Source organism: Collinsella ureilytica (assembly GCF_019795105.1).
In the GTDB taxonomy this organism is placed as follows: domain Bacteria; phylum Actinomycetota; class Coriobacteriia; order Coriobacteriales; family Coriobacteriaceae; genus Collinsella; species Collinsella ureilytica.
Genome location: NZ_JAIMFO010000005.1, coordinates 106,181 through 120,685 on the forward strand (window position 1 = coordinate 106,181; position 14,505 = coordinate 120,685).

The following is a 14,505-nucleotide window of genomic DNA, read 5'->3' on the forward strand; positions in this document are numbered from 1 at the left end:
GGAGGATACAGCAATGGACGAACATGAACTGATCGAACAAAAGTCAAACGAAAAAGAAGCAACAAAGCCGGATGATACGGTCTTTCCAATCAAAGACGATGAGTGGCAAAAAGCCATCGAGATCATCTTAGGCACCGACAAGCACGAAGAAATCTCAGATAAGGATGCCTCTGAGCTCATTGCGGCTGCCCGCAATTTCAGAAAGATCATCGACTTCTTCGTGAAGCTCTTCGGAGGCGCGCTATGAAAGAAAACGAACTGCCCCTCATCCTGCGCCTTGAAAAAGCGAGAAACGAACTGAGATACGCACTCAACCAAACTGCCGGAAAGTATGAGCTTCCCGGCTTTTTACTTGACCTCCTCATAGAAGCCTTGCTCTCAGAAGAAAAAGGTCAGCGCATAGCCCTTATGAGCGAGCAGATCAGCGCAGCGGACGGGAAGGAGGAAAAAGAACATGGCCAACGTGAAGACCTATCTCAGTAAAATTTTATCGGCCGTCTACGGCAAAGACGTGCGCGGAGCCATCCACGACTCGATTGCCGCCATCAACACGCAGGTGGAAACCACCACGGCGGCGGAAAGCGCGCGGATAGCTGCAGAAAAGACGCGCATCTCACAGGAAAACGCAAGAAAATCTGCAGAAATAACAAGAGCCGCGCAGGAAGAAACCCGCAAGCATAACGAGACAACGCGCACCGCTCAGGAAAGCACCCGTCAGACGACGTTTACGAAACTCAGGACGGACATCGACACCAAGCTTAAACAGCTGGATCAGGCTATCGCCGGCGCCGGAGCGGTCTTGATTGACCCTACGCTTACCAAGCAAGGTCAGGCCGCCGATGCCAAAGCGGTCAGTGACCAATTATCCAAGGTGAACCATCGCTTAACATCTGTAATTCCGGAGTTTCAGGCCTTTACGCTTACTGCACCTTCCGACAAAGTTGTGGTAAGCGATATGAGCAAAATTAAAAAATATGGCAAAATCTGTGTCTTATCTTTCAGCGTCACCGTAAAGGAAAATACCTCAACGGACGGATTGCAGCCGCTTTGCGTTTCACCTATCGCAGAAGATGAGTCCTCCATCGGCTTTGCTACGGCAATAGCTTATGGAGATGGCGCAGCAAACTATCCGGCTTTTATAATCGATAGCGTGGTTGGTGCTCTTATACCGGGACCTGTGGCCTATCCGCTGAACTTGCTCGGATCGATAACCTTTATCTCCAAAGCATAGATTCTATTTTTCTATCTGTTTGTTAGCCGCTTTCCAAGCGGCATTTTTTATGCCTCATAAAGGCAAGAAAGGAAGTGTGAACTCATGAAAGAATTCTGGAACACCTTGCAGCTTATCTTTGCTGCCATCGGAGGCTGGCTCGGCTATTACTTAGGAGGCTTTGACGGACTTCTCTATGCGCTGATCGCCTTTGTCATCTGCGATTACGTGACAGGCATGATGTGCGCCGTCTCCGACAAAAAGCTCTCAAGCGAAGTCGGCTTTAAAGGCATCGCCAAAAAGGTCGTGATCTTCATTCTGGTCGCCGTTGCCAACATCATTGACACCAACGTCATCACACAGGGCGCGATTCTTCGCACGGCCGTCATCTTCTTCTATCTCTCAAACGAAGGACTCTCGCTTGTGGAAAACGCGACTCATCTGGGACTTCCTGTCCCGGACAAACTCAAGGCGGTCTTGGCACAGCTTCATGACCGCGCAGAAAAGGAGGATAAATAACTATGGCTATGAAAGGAATTGATGTATCAACCTGGCAGGGATCGATTGATTTTAACCGTGTAAAACAAAGCGGAATTAACTTCGTCATTATTCGTGCAGGCTACGGATCGGCACTATCTCAAAAGGACAAGTGGTTTGAGACGAACTACGCCCGCGCCAAAGCGGCAGGTCTTCATGTGGGAGCCTATTGGTACTCCTATGCGGGAAGCGCCGGAGAGGCACGCGAAGAAGCACGTATCTGCAAACAGGTGCTCTCCGGCAAGCAGTTTGACTATCCCATCTACTTTGATTTGGAAGAAAAGTCACAGCTTGCCCGCGGACGGGCTTTTTGCGACTCGCTCATTCGAGCCTTTTGCAATGAGATGGAAGCGGGCGGATACTTTGCGGGCTTCTATACCTCGCTCTCAGCAGCCCTAAACTACGTTTCCCCTGATGTGAGAAACCGCTACGCCTTCTGGGTAGCGCAGTGGAACAGTCGCTGCACCTATGGCGGCCAATACGGCCTTTGGCAGTATTCCTCGAGCGGCTCGGTGCCGGGCATCGCAGGCAGATGCGATATGGATCTTGCCTATGTGGACTATCCCTCCATCATCAGGAAAGGCGGCTTTAACGGCTATGGCAAAGGCACAAGCTCCGCTCCTGCAAGAAAGTCTGTCGATACGCTGGCCCATGAAGTCATCGCAGGTGCTTGGGGAAACGGTGAGGTCAGAGTAAACCGTCTTACCAAAGCAGGCTACGACTACGACGCAGTGCAGGCACGCGTAAATGAGCTTTTAGGCATAAAGCCGAAAAAGTCCATCGACACGCTTGCCCGAGAGGTCATCCGCGGCGACTGGGGAAACGGTAAGGACCGTGTAAACCGCCTGACGAAAGCAGGCTACGATTACGAAGCTGTACAAAAACGAGTAAACGAACTTCTCTAAGCTGAATGCATTGATATGCCCGCAAGGCGTGAGGAGAAATCTTCACTCCCTTGCGGGCTTTTTTATTTTGTCCGCTCAACTTCTTCAAAAACCTCCAGTGGAACAGTAGAAGGCAGAAAAAGATTCGTCCATAACGCCTTCGTCTCTTCAGGGAGTGTTAGAGGGACAACAAGACCTGCCCTCTGTCTGGAGGGATGATATGACAAATGATGAAAAACAAAGCATTTACAACATGAGACGAAACGGTGCAAGTTATGCCGTAATTGCTGCCATCTTAAATCTATCGAAAAGCACCGTGGCTTCCTTTTGCCAAAAAGAAGGCCTGAGAACAGGTTCCTCAAAAGCTTTAACAGCACTACGCTACTGCAAGTATTGCGGAAAGCCACTGCCCGTCAAGGAAAAAGGGAAAGAGCAAAAATTCTGCTCAGAGCACTGCCGGATGAGCTGGTGGAAAGAGCATCCGGAAGAGCTGAATAAAAAGGCAATCTATATATTCACCTGCCCATGCTGCGGAAAAACTTTCACTTCCTATGGCAATGCGCACAGAAAGTATTGCAGTCATGCTTGCTATATCCAAGACCGATTCGGAGGCTCTCATGAAGACTGAAGCCTTCGCATCCGAGCTTGCCTATGAAGTATCCCGCTCCATCCTCTTTTCTTGGCTCAAGCAAAACATCATCGATAAAGAGGAATTCATTCGTCTCGACCACGCACTCCTAAAGCGATACCACCCCGGCTTAGGTGCCTTATTTACTTGCTATTTCAGCTCTTTAGAGTGATGTATAGACACGGAAAGGAGACGATTCTATGGCTGAAATCATAAAAATCGAAACAAAGAAATCACCGCTGCCAAACCGCAAGAAAGTCGCCGCCTATGCCCGTGTCTCTATGGAAACGCAAAGGCTGCACCACTCACTGGCGGCACAGATCAGTTTTTATTCTGATTTGATACAAAAGAACCCCGAGTGGGACTATGCCGGAGTCTATGCCGATGAAGGCATCAGCGGCACATCAGTGGAAAAACGTCCCGAGTTTATGCGCCTGATGAAAGACTGCAAGGCCGGGAAAATAGACCTCATCTTAACGAAATCCATCTCCCGATTCGCGCGTAACACGGTCGACCTCCTAAAAGTCGTAAGACAGTTAAAAGACCTCAACATCGAGGTCCGATTTGAAAAGGAAAAAATCAACTCACTTTCGGATGACGGTGAGCTGATGCTCACGCTCCTTGCCTCTTTCGCACAGGAAGAGACCATCAGCATCTCCAACAACGTTAAATGGACCATCCGAAAACGTATGTCCGAAGGAAACCCGAACACGCGAAATAGCGTCTATGGCTACCGCTGGAAGGATGACACCCTGATTGTTGTTCCCGAAGAAGCAAAGATCGTGCGGCGCATCTTTCAAAACTTCCTTGATGGAAAATCCCGCCTTGAAACTGAGCGTGAATTTGCAGAGGAAGGCATTACAACCAGAAAGGGCAACCGCTGGACGGACTCCAATATTAAGGTTGTTCTGACCAATGTCACTTATACGGGAAATTTGCTCTGTCAAAAAGAGTTTGTCGAAGATCCCATTACCAAGAAGCGCAAGAAAAACCGCGGTGAGCTTCCTCAGTATTTCATCGCAAACACCCATGAAGCGATTATCGACAAGGAAACTTTCGACTATGTGCAAGAAGAGATGGCAAGAAGACGTGCTCTGGGACCTCGGGCAAACAAGAGCCTGAACATCTACTGCTTTACCGGAAAAATCAAATGTGAGCTGTGCGGGAAAAGCTATATGCGAAACGTCCGAAACAACCGTGCCAAGCACTCCAATCTTGGGGATAAAGTCATCAGCTGGATATGCGGCTCCAGCAAGAAAAAGTACAGTACATGCTCGGCAAAAGCCATCCCGGATCGAATCCTTAAAACTTGCTGTGCCAAAGTGCTCGGTCTTGAGGATTTTGATGATGCTGTTTTTAACGAGCAAATCGATAAAATCACGGTACCCAAACAAGGGGTTCTCATTTTCCATTTCAAAGACGGACACAGCGTCACCGAAACTTGGGAAAATAACGCTAAAAAAGAATCGTGGGATGATGCGGCGCGCAAACGCGCCTCAGAATATAGGCGCACTCATGCCATGAAACGCTCGGACGTCACCTGCTTTTCAACGAAAATCCGATGCGAACATTGCGGATGCAATTTTCGCGCACAAACACAAAACTGTTCAACATCTCCCAGCGGAAAACGCAGATACTGGCGATGTGCCGAACATAACGGCTGTGACACCAGAGGATTCAGAGACGACCTTTTGCGCTCACTTACCGCAGAGGTCTTAGGTCTTGATGCATTCGATGACGCTATTTTTCTTTCGAAGATCGACCATATCAGCGTCCTTAGCCGAGAAAACCTTATCTTTCATTTTTATGACGGAAAGGAAATTGCTCGCAAGCTGATCCAACCTACGCACGAAGGACACAAGTGGACAGAGGAACAGCATGCGAAATTTAAAGCATCCATCAAAGAATGCTACGCATCAGATTGGCACAAACCGATACGAAAGGAGAAGGTATGGCCAAACAAGTAACCACGATACCCGCCAGCATTAAACCCTTCTCCAAAACACCGCTCACCACTTCGCGCAAACGCCGCGTAGCAGCCTATGCCCGCGTCTCAACGGACTCCGATGAGCAGTTTACCAGCTACGAGGCACAGGTAGACTACTACACAAATTACATTAAAGCCAGAAACGACTGGCAATTTGCGGGTGTCTACACCGACGAGGGGATCACCGGTACCAATACCAAAAAGCGAGAAGGCTTCAAACGCATGGTCAAAGACGCCCTTGACGGAAAAATAGACCTTATCGTCACCAAATCGGTCTCGCGTTTTGCCAGAAATACCGTGGACAGCTTAACCACCATCCGAAAGCTTAAAGAGCACGGCACCGAGTGCTTCTTTGAAAAAGAGAATATATGGACCTTTGACTCCAAAGGCGAGCTTTTGATTACCATCATGAGCAGCCTTGCTCAGGAAGAATCTCGCTCAATATCCGAAAACTGCACCTGGGGACAAAGAAAGCGCTTTGCTGACGGCAAAGTGACCGTGCCCTTCAAACGTTTCTTAGGCTATGACCGCGGAAAAGACGGAAACCTCGTCGTCAATCCCAAACAGGCAAAAATCGTCAAACGCATCTATGCGATGTACCTGCAGGGAAAAACCTACCACCTCATTGCAAAGGCTCTGAGTGAAGATGGCATCCCATCTCCCGCGGGAAAACCTCGCTGGAACCCAAGCAACATCAAATCCATCCTTACCAACGAAAAATACAAAGGCGATGCGCTCCTGCAAAAGTCCTTTACCACGAACTTTCTTACCAAAGAGCACAAGATAAACGAAGGCGAAATTCCGCAGTACTACGTGTCCGGAAACCACGAAGCCATCATTGAACCGGAGGTGTGGGAACTCGTACAACGCGAGATGGAACGGCGCAAAAACGAAAAAGGAAGACACAGTGCCGTGAGACTTTTCTCCGGCAAGGTCTACTGTGGTGAATGCGGAACAAGGCTCGGTTCAAAAGTCTGGCATTCCAACGACAAATACAAGCAGGTTATCTGGCAATGCAACAGGCACTGCAAGAAAAACTCCCCCTGCAAAAACGGCGTGCATCTTACCGATGAGGAGCTAAAAGCCGCCGTCCTTTCTGCGACCAACAAGCTCATAGAGAATAAAGATGAGATTCTTAATAGCTTTCAAGAGATTGTCGGAGGCGTTTATGATACTCATACCTTGGAAGGCGAAAAAGCAAAGCTGGAAAGTGAGATGGATGTCTGTGCCAAGATGATCGAAGACCTTATCCGCCAAAATGCTGCCATCCCGCAAGACCAGAGCGAGTACCAAGCAAAGTACGAAGATCTGGAACGCTTCTACAATGAAAAAAAGGCGGCCTTAGCGAAGGTCGAAGGAAAGCTCAAAAAGATGCAGGCGACCAAAGCCGATATCAAGTTCTGCCTGAAGCAGCTACAAAAACAAGACAGGCTTCTGCAAACATTCGACGAACAGAGCTTCTGTGCTCTTGTAGATCACATCACGGTATTCAGCAAAGAAGATATCCGCATAACCTTCAGAAACGGCAGCGAGATTTGCTCTTAGCCGCCGTTATTTCATCATCTGATCAAAATAAGAAATGAGCTTATGATATTCTGCCGTCTGTAAATCAAGTTTCTCATATCCATCTTGTTTGATCAGAAGGACCGTCCGGCAGACTTTCAGTAATAGTTCAATGTCATGCGTAATAATAAGTGTCGGGCGACCTTTGGCAAGTTCAAAGATAAGCTCGGCGATTTTATCCATGTGCATGTAATCCAAACCGCTGGTCGGCTCATCCAAAATAAGAATTTGCTTTTCACTCAAAAAAGCATTGGCGAGAGCCAGCCTTTGCTTTTGCCCGCCGGATAAGTTTTGCGGATGCTCGCTGCGTTTATTCCAAAGATCAATATGCTTAATGATCCAAGAGACCTCTGCCAAATAAGCATCGCTTATTTTTTTGCCGTTCGCGAGCGCCTCGTTTTCTACGGTATCAAAAAACAGCTGGTAGTCTACATCCTGCATCATGTAGTAGGCATTTTTCAGTCGTTCTCGCTGAGTTTTTCCCCATGAAATATCTTGCTTCTTGCCGGCAAGTCCGCAGAGAACACGACCTAAACTGCTTTTTCCGATACCATTTGTGCCGACAATCCCCATGATTTCATCGGAATGTAAGTCAAAGGATAAATTCGAGATGAGTTCTTTTTTGCCTACAGAGACATGAACATCCTTCGCAGAAAAAACACGCTCACCTGTCTTTGTCGTGTTGTGCGGAACAAGTGCGGAAAAATCTATCGCTCGAAGTCCCAAGTCTTTACAATCGGATGATTTCAGTTCGCCCGCATCAAATTCTTTGATAAAAGTTCCGTCTTTCATGACATAGAGCTTATCGTAGAGATCCTCCAAAAAATATAGTCGGTGTTCGGCGATGATGATGGTTCTACCCGACGCTTTGAGCAATTTCAGGATGCCTTGCAAATCTCGGATACCTTCTTGATCAAGGGAAGCTGAAGGCTCATCAAAGAAAATAATCTTTGTGTCATAAACTAAGGTAGAGGCAATAGCTACCCGCTGTTTTTCTCCACCGGAAAGTTCATTCAAATTTTTATCCATTAAGTGAGCAATGCTCATGTACTCAAAAGCTTTCTTCACCCGTTTTCTCAGTTCCGCCTGCGGCATGCCGAGGTTCTCTCCGACAAGGGCGACCTCATCTTCTGCCTTGCGGGTAAAGAATTGATCGGATGGATTTTGAAATACGTTGCCGATGACCTTAGCCAAGGTACCCGTCTTAAAATCATGCAGATTTTGATCCAATAATGTGACTTTGCCATCCAGTGTGCCTTCATACTGATCCGGTATGAGTCCGTTCATCACTCTGGTAAGCGTTGTTTTTCCGCAGCCGGAATTACCGGTGAGTACGACCAGTTTTCCCGGTGCAATCGCAAAATGAATAGCATGCAAAGATGACTTTTCTTCTCCTTGATAGGTAAAGCGCTCAATATTGACTTTCATGATGTCCATAGTGCAACTCCCAAAAGCGCCACACCGGCAAACAGGCTGATGCCATCTGCGAATTTAAAGCGCATATCATAATAACTGGTTTTTTCTCCTTCATACTCGATACCTTTGGCAATAATTGAAGAGACAAGCGTTTCGCTGACATGCAGACACTTATATACCAAAGGAACAAAGTACAGCTCAAAAGTGCGGACGGGATGCAAAAGGGAAGCATGAAAGCCGCGGATTTTCATACCGTTTCGAATCTCATGCAAGCGCAGGCCAATTTCATCCATAAAACGCAAAGCTGCAATCATGGCTACACTAACGGTGTTGGGCATATGAAGCTTGCGAAAACAGGCTAAGATTTTTGATGGGCTGGTAAGAATCAACACAATGCCAATATTAAAGATCGGTATGAAGCGGGCAATGAGTGCAAAAAGTCCTATAAAAATGCCTGTGACATATCCCAAATCAGCGAAGGCCAAAAGATACATCATGCCATAGGAAACAGAAAAGACAATAATCTGTCTAAGGAAGAGACCTGTCGAGGCATTTAAAGCAATCAACAACGTCAGAATAAGCACTGCCCAATAGACCGTTTGATTGCCAAAAAAGACCTGGAAGGACACCAGAATCGTAAGCGCGAAGAGCGTAAACGGATGCAGCTGTCCTTCCTTCTTTTTCTTTAGAGCTGATTCCTTTATCATCAGCTAAGCCTGCTTTGTTTACTATTCTTTTCAAAAAACTTGTTATTGATGAAAAGCCCGAAACGGCCGGCGATAAGCTCCAAAACAATGTTTACCAAAACGCAAATCACTATTACATTTCCGGTATAGCTGGCCACCATCATTTGCGCTTGCTCTAAACTCATGCTGCTGACAAAGCGTGCAATGTTTTCGGCACCCAACAACACAACAAATAGAATCGGATGCATGGCGTAAATAAACATTGATGCGCTGAAAGCCATGGCAATACGGTTTTTATTGCTGTAATCACCTACAATCAGTTCAGCTATGATACCGGCAACAACACAAATCGGTGTTGCAATCCAATAGCCCATTGCAATGTATAAGAGACCGATAATCAGCCAAAAGAGAAACGATGCACCTCGCTTTTGCACCTTGCGTGCCATGATGACATAGACCGGCGCGACAAAGAAAGCGCCAAATCCTGCGGATACATAAAGTGAAACCACGCCTAAAAGTCCCGTCAGCATACCGATGCCCATAGCCAGAACAAAGCCAATGACTCCAAGCACTGCAATTTGTACCACATTTTTAAGTTTCATAAAATCCTCCTTAAATGCTTTTTATATCTTCCAAGACTCAGCCGTTTTCCGAGCCTGAAGGAACCTGGAATAAATACCGTCTTTGGCGGCAAGTTCGTTATGTGTGCCACTCGCCACTACTTTGCCTTCATCAATCACTAAAATTTGATCGGCGTTTTCAACTGTTTTCAAGCGATGAGCAATCATAATGATGGTTTTATCTTTCATTAAGCTGTTCATAGCCTGCTGAAGCTTATCTTCGTTTTCCGGATCGACATTGGCTGTTGCTTCATCGAATATGATGATGGGCGCATCTTTGAGGATGGCTCTTGCAATAGAGATACGCTGTTTTTCACCGCCGGAAAGAGATGCACCGCCTTCTCCGATTACCGTTTTATAGCCTTCCGGCAGACTCATGATAAAATCATGGCAAGCTGCTTTTTGAGCAGCTTGAACGACTTCTTCATGCGTGGCATTCATGTTTCCAAATTTGATATTGTTTTCAATGGTGTCTTGGAACAAATAGACGCTTTGGAACACCATAGAGATCTGATCCATCAAAGAGGTCAACGTATAGTCCCGAATATCATGTCCTCCAATTTTGATGCTTCCTGCATTGACATCCCAGAAACGGGCAATTAAATTACAAACCGTTGTTTTCCCGGATCCAGAAGGGCCTACGATGGCCGTGGTTGTTTTTTCCGGAACGGTAAAGCTTACATCATGCAAAATTTCTTTGCTTCCATACGAAAAGTCAATATTTGCTACCTTTATGGAGGCTTTTTTCGGACGGATGTCTTCACCATGAATATCCATAACCGGCATCTGTTTTAGGTTTTCTACCTGATCAATAGAACTGGATACCACACGCAAAACAGCCATAGATGAACCGGCGGAATCAATCTGGGCAAAAATCATAAAGGAAATGATAACGGACATCAGAGCATTTTCCGGAAGCATAGTTCCTTGCACGTAAAGGTAAATAGCTGCAACGATAATCAAAATGCTAAAGAGCTTTAGCACAAAATCCTGGGCCATATTGTAAGGCGTAAACATTTTTTCAATAGCAAGGTTGGTCTTCTTGTTACGACGAATTGCCGCATGAACCTTTTTATCACCTTTCCCTGTCAGATTAAAGGATTTAATAATGGACATTCCCTTAATCTGTTCAAGGACGGCTTCCACCAGTTCTGCTTGCGCTTCTTGGCGTTTCGGTGCAAGGTGTGCCGTCTTTTTCTCCATCGCCGAGGTAACCCACAAATAAATCAGTGTACCGACAATAACGATGAGACCGATACGCCAATCCCAGATCAAGGTTATTAAAGTAAACACAAAAGCATTGAGAAAGCCTCCCATGATATTGATCAGCACAACCGGAGCTGTGTTTTCTACATCACCGAGAACCGTAGTAAGCGTTCCTACAATATTGCCGGTGTTTGCTTCATCAAAATAGCCCATAGGCACGGTCTTCATTTTGTTTGCGACCGCAAGTCTCTGCCGAGCCACCATGAAGTAGCCGGCATGCGTTTGCTCGAGCTGAGCAAAGTAGTTGGTAAGAGCACGTCCGAAGATGCTGATAAGGAGAAAAAGGAGTGCCAAAAGAGCAGGGTTTATGCCGATATCTTTTCCCAGCATCCCTAAGATGACAAAGTAAACAGCACCAATTTGAAACATATAGAAAATGGCAAAAAGAAAGGAAACGGCGATGGACTTTCTAATATTGCCCTGTTCCTCTCCGGCAAAATGTCCTATTTTTTTCAGTGCGTTCAACATGTTATTTGCCTCCTTTCGCGCCTACATGAGCAAGCCACATACTTTGATAGAGCTTTGACTTTTCAAGCAGCTCTTGATGTGTGCCATGATTTTCGATTTTTCCTTCTTCTATGACGAAGATTTGATCGGCTCCCGTGATGGTGGAAAGTCTATGAGCGATTGCGATAACGGTCTTCCCCGCAACAAGTTGTCCCAGTGCTTGCTGCATCAGCACTTCATTCTCGGGATCAATGTATGCTGTTGCTTCGTCGAAAATGACAATCGGGGCGTTTTTAAGCATGGCGCGCGCAATAGAAATCCGCTGGCGCTCACCTCCGGAAAGATGAGTGCCTCCTTCTCCTGCAATCGTGTCATAACCGTTTTCCAGATTCTCAATAAAGTCATGACAGCCCGAGAGCTTCGCAATGTGCTCCACGTCTTCATCCGTAGCACTCAAGCAACCCATGCGAATGTTGTTGCGAATGCTTTCGTTAAAGAGAAAATTATCCTGAGATACAAAGGAAACGCTGTTATAGAGTTGTTCTAAGGGAACCTTTTTCGCATTGATGCCACCGATAGCGATGCTTCCTTTTTCCACATCCCAATAGCCGGCTATCAGTTTTGCTAAGGTCGATTTGCCGCCGCCGGATGGACCTACAAATGCATTAAAGCTCCCGTCTTTTATGCTTAAAGAAACATCATGAATAATTTCTTTGGCATCTTCACCGGATTCATAGGAAAAAGAAACATGATCAAGAACAATGTCGTGTTTGTTGAACGATATCGGGTGTTTTTCATGCTGCTGCTCTTCGGCAGCTAAGAGCGCATCAATCTGACCGACAACCGTTCCCACCCGAGCCAAACTGTCCACAAAATTCATGGCAGCCATCAAAAGGCCCGAAAGGGAGAAAGAGAGGATCACCGTCGTCAAAAATGTGCCTCCGTCCAAACTTCCACTTTGATAAAAAAGATATCCTGCCGGCAAAACAGCAAGCAGCGTTGTAGGAAGTATCGATTTAGACAGCGACATTAAGAACTGAACGCTTTTCATCCAGTCGTAGTAGTATTGGGCATTTGCGAGAATTTTCTCGGAAAACTTGTGATAGCTGCTCTCTCCTTGATTGAAAGCTTTAATAACTTCAATGCCTCCGGCATATTCCGCAATAGCGGCATTCATCTGAGCGCCAACCTGGACCGAGCCGGCATATTGCTTGCCGTAGCTTTTCATAATGATACTCATAAAAAACATTCCGATCGGAATGGATACCAAAGATAACAGTGCCATGCGCCAGTCCAGTACAATGAGATAAATCAAAATACAGAGCGGCCCCACCATATTTGCCGTCATTTCCGGAATAAGATGAGCAACCGGACGCTCCAAACTTTCCACCTGATCTACAATGAGCTGCTTCCATTCACCGCTGGGTGTCGCTGTTACTTTCCCCAGCGAGAGTTTTGGAAGCTTGTGCAGCATTTTTTCGCGCAGTTCCTGTAAAAGTTCAAAAGTGGCTTTATGGGAAACGGAAAGCGACAGTGAATATAGAACGGATTTCACGGCATAGCCTAAAAGCCCGACAACGCAGGCTTTCATATAAGCACTGAAGTCTGTCACACCATTAAATAAGTTTGTCAGAACCTGTCCCGCAACCACGTAGGGAACGATACCACCTAAAACTCCAAGTACCGCAAGACTCACAGAGAGTTTTAGTCCGGCGTGCTGACTGGCAGCCAGTTCCCACAGACGCTTTATGGGACTTTGTTTTTTCATGTTTTTACCTCCTCACGATCACATATAAAGCAAATTAGATAACTAAGTCATCTCTTGGATAAAAAAATATAGAGCTACGGGCTGCGGTACTTTTCCCAACCCGCATTGAAAAAATTAGACATCGTCTTTGCCATACTGAGAAGCTGTTCTTTATCGGATGCGTGTACAACGAGTTCAGAGATGGCGTTGAAAAATGCATGATTGATGATATGGACACTTTGCTTGGTCATAATGGAATCCGCGTTTTCTTTCCCATGGATCATCTCTAAAATCGACCAGTCATTACGATCCTCAATTTCGATGAGTTTATCTAAGAAATGCTCATACTTTGTGCCATAGGATTTAAAAATAAGAAGCTCAAAGATATCTTTATGTGCATAGAAAAACTCAACACTTTTAAGCGTCCCTTCTTGTTTGAGTTCAAGAACTTTTAAGATTTTTTCTTTGGGAATGGGAAACTCCGTGCCGTAGGTGGAAAAACTTTCTTTTTCGTAGTAGTTATAAATTTCATTGATCTTATCTGCTAAAGGCTCTACCAACTTTGCAAACAAATCTTCCTTATCTGTAAAATGCTTATAGAAAGCTCCTGTTGTCACGCCAGCTGATTTACAAATTCTTCTCAAATTTGCTTTTTCATAGCCTTCCTCCAAGAAGGCATCCAGACCACTTTTTAGTATGTTGGCATGAGTTTCTTCAAAATTACCTGTAGTCATAGATCCTCCCATCAAAAATAGTTCTTGCTTAGATAACTAAGTTATCTAAATATTACACCCAGCTGTTGCTATCTGTCAAGAGAAATATTTTTACGTCAATAATTATGACCAGAAGAAGGCCTGATTTTATATGATCGGGATGCTATTTTTCCTATCGAATTGTTTTCGTGCCCCCCATACCTATTTTTCGTACCCCTGCGTATGAGTTTCGTACCCTAAGCGGCTGTGCCGTTAAAATGTATCAAATATGGCGTTTTGTTCTCGCAGATGGTCTTCTCTGGCTTTGGCTGAACGCACTTTACGATGGTGTTAATGAGCGGCCTAGGCGTAAAGTACTGCCCGGCACCAGATTTTGTGTCCTCAGCTATTCGTTGAAGCAGCCCCTCATAGATGTCGCCTTTGACGTCCTGCGACATAGCCGTCCACGTTTCTGCGCCGATCATCTGAATGACTCGCGCTAAAATCGCCGGAGAGCTCATCTTGTTTTGGGCCCCGGTAAAAATCTCTTGCAGCATACCGCCCTGGGCACCGAGCTTGTCGAGCATCTTTTTATAGGTTTCGAACAGCTCTGCGCCACTCTTGTCCGCGAGGCACTCCCAACGACAGTCCTCCGGAAGACCGGTCGGCCTGTTATAGGGGGGCTTGCTATACTCGTCTGCCATCTTGAGGAAGAGCAGATAGGTGAGTTGCTCGAGATAATCGCTGTTGGAGACGCCGTCGTTGTAGAGGACGGTCGCCATGTTCCAAATCTTCTGGTTAATGGTGGATGCGCTCATGCGC

General features: G+C 46.1%; 16 protein-coding genes. 9 read left to right on the forward strand and 7 right to left on the reverse strand.

The genetic code is table 11. The features are described from left to right. The first annotated feature begins 13 nt into the window (after positions 1-13). From K6V98_RS03145 to K6V98_RS03180, 9 genes are all read left to right on the forward strand, one after another. Complete coding sequence (locus K6V98_RS03145; protein WP_053942766.1) at positions 14-247, forward strand: hypothetical protein; 234 nt, start codon at positions 14-16, stop codon at positions 245-247. Continuing rightward, entirely contained in the window at positions 244-483 is a 240-nt protein-coding gene (locus tag K6V98_RS03150) for a hypothetical protein (protein WP_053942765.1), read from the forward strand. The genes K6V98_RS03145 and K6V98_RS03150 overlap by 4 nt, the downstream gene beginning before the upstream one ends. Continuing rightward, positions 455-1,231, forward strand: a complete 777-nt coding sequence (locus K6V98_RS03155) for a hypothetical protein (RefSeq protein WP_057002167.1) — start codon at positions 455-457, stop codon at positions 1,229-1,231. Before K6V98_RS03150 ends, K6V98_RS03155 begins: the two co-directional genes overlap by 29 nt. An 84-nt stretch (positions 1,232-1,315) precedes the next feature. Beyond that, on the forward strand, positions 1,316-1,729 hold the full coding sequence (locus tag K6V98_RS03160; RefSeq protein WP_057002166.1) for a phage holin family protein: 414 nt from the start codon (positions 1,316-1,318) through the stop codon (positions 1,727-1,729). Positions 1,730-1,731: 2 nt separating this feature from the next. Beyond that, a complete protein-coding gene (locus tag K6V98_RS03165; RefSeq protein WP_222199098.1) occupies positions 1,732-2,652 on the forward strand; it encodes a GH25 family lysozyme in 921 nt (306 codons plus the stop codon). 199 nt (positions 2,653-2,851) lie between these two features. Next, positions 2,852-3,259 (forward strand): helix-turn-helix domain-containing protein, encoded by a 408-nt coding sequence (locus K6V98_RS03170; RefSeq protein ID WP_019190635.1) that lies wholly within the window; start codon positions 2,852-2,854, stop codon positions 3,257-3,259. Beyond that, the gene (locus tag K6V98_RS08775; protein ID WP_019190636.1) at positions 3,249-3,431 is read left to right on the forward strand and encodes an SHOCT domain-containing protein; all 183 of its coding nucleotides are present in this window, start codon (positions 3,249-3,251) and stop codon (positions 3,429-3,431) included. The genes K6V98_RS03170 and K6V98_RS08775 overlap by 11 nt, the downstream gene beginning before the upstream one ends. A gap of 28 nt (positions 3,432-3,459) precedes the next feature. Further along, complete coding sequence (locus K6V98_RS03175; RefSeq protein ID WP_074667892.1) at positions 3,460-5,226, forward strand: recombinase family protein; 1,767 nt, start codon at positions 3,460-3,462, stop codon at positions 5,224-5,226. Beyond that, positions 5,211-6,791: a recombinase family protein gene (locus tag K6V98_RS03180; RefSeq protein ID WP_222199099.1), complete on the forward strand. Its 1,581-nt coding sequence runs from the start codon at positions 5,211-5,213 to the stop codon at positions 6,789-6,791. The genes K6V98_RS03175 and K6V98_RS03180 overlap by 16 nt, the downstream gene beginning before the upstream one ends. A 6-nt stretch (positions 6,792-6,797) precedes the next feature. On the opposite strand, the gene K6V98_RS03185 is transcribed toward K6V98_RS03180, so the two are convergent. The 7 genes from K6V98_RS03185 to K6V98_RS03215 all read right to left on the reverse strand — a co-directional run bounded on the left by K6V98_RS03185 (position 6,798) and on the right by K6V98_RS03215 (position 14,501). After that, the gene (locus K6V98_RS03185; RefSeq protein ID WP_040942768.1) at positions 6,798-8,246 is read right to left on the reverse strand and encodes an ABC transporter ATP-binding protein; all 1,449 of its coding nucleotides are present in this window, start codon (positions 8,244-8,246) and stop codon (positions 6,798-6,800) included. Beyond that, a complete protein-coding gene (locus tag K6V98_RS03190) occupies positions 8,234-8,932 on the reverse strand; it encodes an energy-coupling factor transporter transmembrane component T family protein (RefSeq protein ID WP_019190639.1) in 699 nt (232 codons plus the stop codon). Before K6V98_RS03190 ends, K6V98_RS03185 begins: the two co-directional genes overlap by 13 nt. Next, the gene (locus K6V98_RS03195; RefSeq protein WP_019134606.1) at positions 8,932-9,513 is read right to left on the reverse strand and encodes an MptD family putative ECF transporter S component; all 582 of its coding nucleotides are present in this window, start codon (positions 9,511-9,513) and stop codon (positions 8,932-8,934) included. The genes K6V98_RS03190 and K6V98_RS03195 overlap by 1 nt, the downstream gene beginning before the upstream one ends. 21 nt (positions 9,514-9,534) lie before the next feature. Next, positions 9,535-11,265, reverse strand: coding sequence for an ABC transporter ATP-binding protein (locus K6V98_RS03200; RefSeq protein WP_019190640.1), 1,731 nt, complete (start codon positions 11,263-11,265; stop codon positions 9,535-9,537). A 1-nt stretch (position 11,266) separates the two neighbouring features. Next, positions 11,267-13,012 (reverse strand): ABC transporter ATP-binding protein, encoded by a 1,746-nt coding sequence (locus K6V98_RS03205; RefSeq protein ID WP_019190641.1) that lies wholly within the window; start codon positions 13,010-13,012, stop codon positions 11,267-11,269. A 74-nt stretch (positions 13,013-13,086) separates the two neighbouring features. Next, on the reverse strand, positions 13,087-13,725 hold the full coding sequence (locus tag K6V98_RS03210) for a TetR/AcrR family transcriptional regulator (protein WP_019190642.1): 639 nt from the start codon (positions 13,723-13,725) through the stop codon (positions 13,087-13,089). A gap of 215 nt (positions 13,726-13,940) precedes the next feature. Further along, positions 13,941-14,501 carry a type I restriction-modification system subunit M N-terminal domain-containing protein gene (locus tag K6V98_RS03215; RefSeq protein ID WP_222199100.1) on the reverse strand — a complete coding sequence of 187 codons (561 nt, stop codon included), beginning with the start codon at positions 14,499-14,501 and terminating at the stop codon, positions 13,941-13,943. Between the last annotated feature and the right edge of the window lie 4 nt (positions 14,502-14,505).

What these genes read in the sequence shown, in the direction of transcription:
- K6V98_RS03145 (WP_053942766.1), top strand. Translation starts at nt 14, where the DNA reads ATGGACGAACATGAACTGATCGAACAAAAGTCAAACGAAAAAGAAGCA.
- K6V98_RS03150 (WP_053942765.1), top strand. Translation starts at nt 244, where the DNA reads ATGAAAGAAAACGAACTGCCCCTCATCCTGCGCCTTGAAAAAGCGAGA.
- K6V98_RS03155 (WP_057002167.1), top strand. Translation starts at nt 455, where the DNA reads ATGGCCAACGTGAAGACCTATCTCAGTAAAATTTTATCGGCCGTCTAC.
- K6V98_RS03160 (WP_057002166.1), top strand. Translation starts at nt 1,316, where the DNA reads ATGAAAGAATTCTGGAACACCTTGCAGCTTATCTTTGCTGCCATCGGA.
- K6V98_RS03165 (WP_222199098.1), top strand. Translation starts at nt 1,732, where the DNA reads ATGGCTATGAAAGGAATTGATGTATCAACCTGGCAGGGATCGATTGAT.
- K6V98_RS03170 (WP_019190635.1), top strand. Translation starts at nt 2,852, where the DNA reads ATGACAAATGATGAAAAACAAAGCATTTACAACATGAGACGAAACGGT.
- K6V98_RS08775 (WP_019190636.1), top strand. Translation starts at nt 3,249, where the DNA reads ATGAAGACTGAAGCCTTCGCATCCGAGCTTGCCTATGAAGTATCCCGC.
- K6V98_RS03175 (WP_074667892.1), top strand. Translation starts at nt 3,460, where the DNA reads ATGGCTGAAATCATAAAAATCGAAACAAAGAAATCACCGCTGCCAAAC.
- K6V98_RS03180 (WP_222199099.1), top strand. Translation starts at nt 5,211, where the DNA reads ATGGCCAAACAAGTAACCACGATACCCGCCAGCATTAAACCCTTCTCC.
- K6V98_RS03185 (WP_040942768.1), bottom strand. Translation starts at nt 8,246, where the DNA reads ATGGACATCATGAAAGTCAATATTGAGCGCTTTACCTATCAAGGAGAA.
- K6V98_RS03190 (WP_019190639.1), bottom strand. Translation starts at nt 8,932, where the DNA reads ATGATAAAGGAATCAGCTCTAAAGAAAAAGAAGGAAGGACAGCTGCAT.
- K6V98_RS03195 (WP_019134606.1), bottom strand. Translation starts at nt 9,513, where the DNA reads ATGAAACTTAAAAATGTGGTACAAATTGCAGTGCTTGGAGTCATTGGC.
- K6V98_RS03200 (WP_019190640.1), bottom strand. Translation starts at nt 11,265, where the DNA reads ATGTTGAACGCACTGAAAAAAATAGGACATTTTGCCGGAGAGGAACAG.
- K6V98_RS03205 (WP_019190641.1), bottom strand. Translation starts at nt 13,012, where the DNA reads ATGAAAAAACAAAGTCCCATAAAGCGTCTGTGGGAACTGGCTGCCAGT.
- K6V98_RS03210 (WP_019190642.1), bottom strand. Translation starts at nt 13,725, where the DNA reads ATGACTACAGGTAATTTTGAAGAAACTCATGCCAACATACTAAAAAGT.
- K6V98_RS03215 (WP_222199100.1), bottom strand. Translation starts at nt 14,501, where the DNA reads ATGAGCGCATCCACCATTAACCAGAAGATTTGGAACATGGCGACCGTC.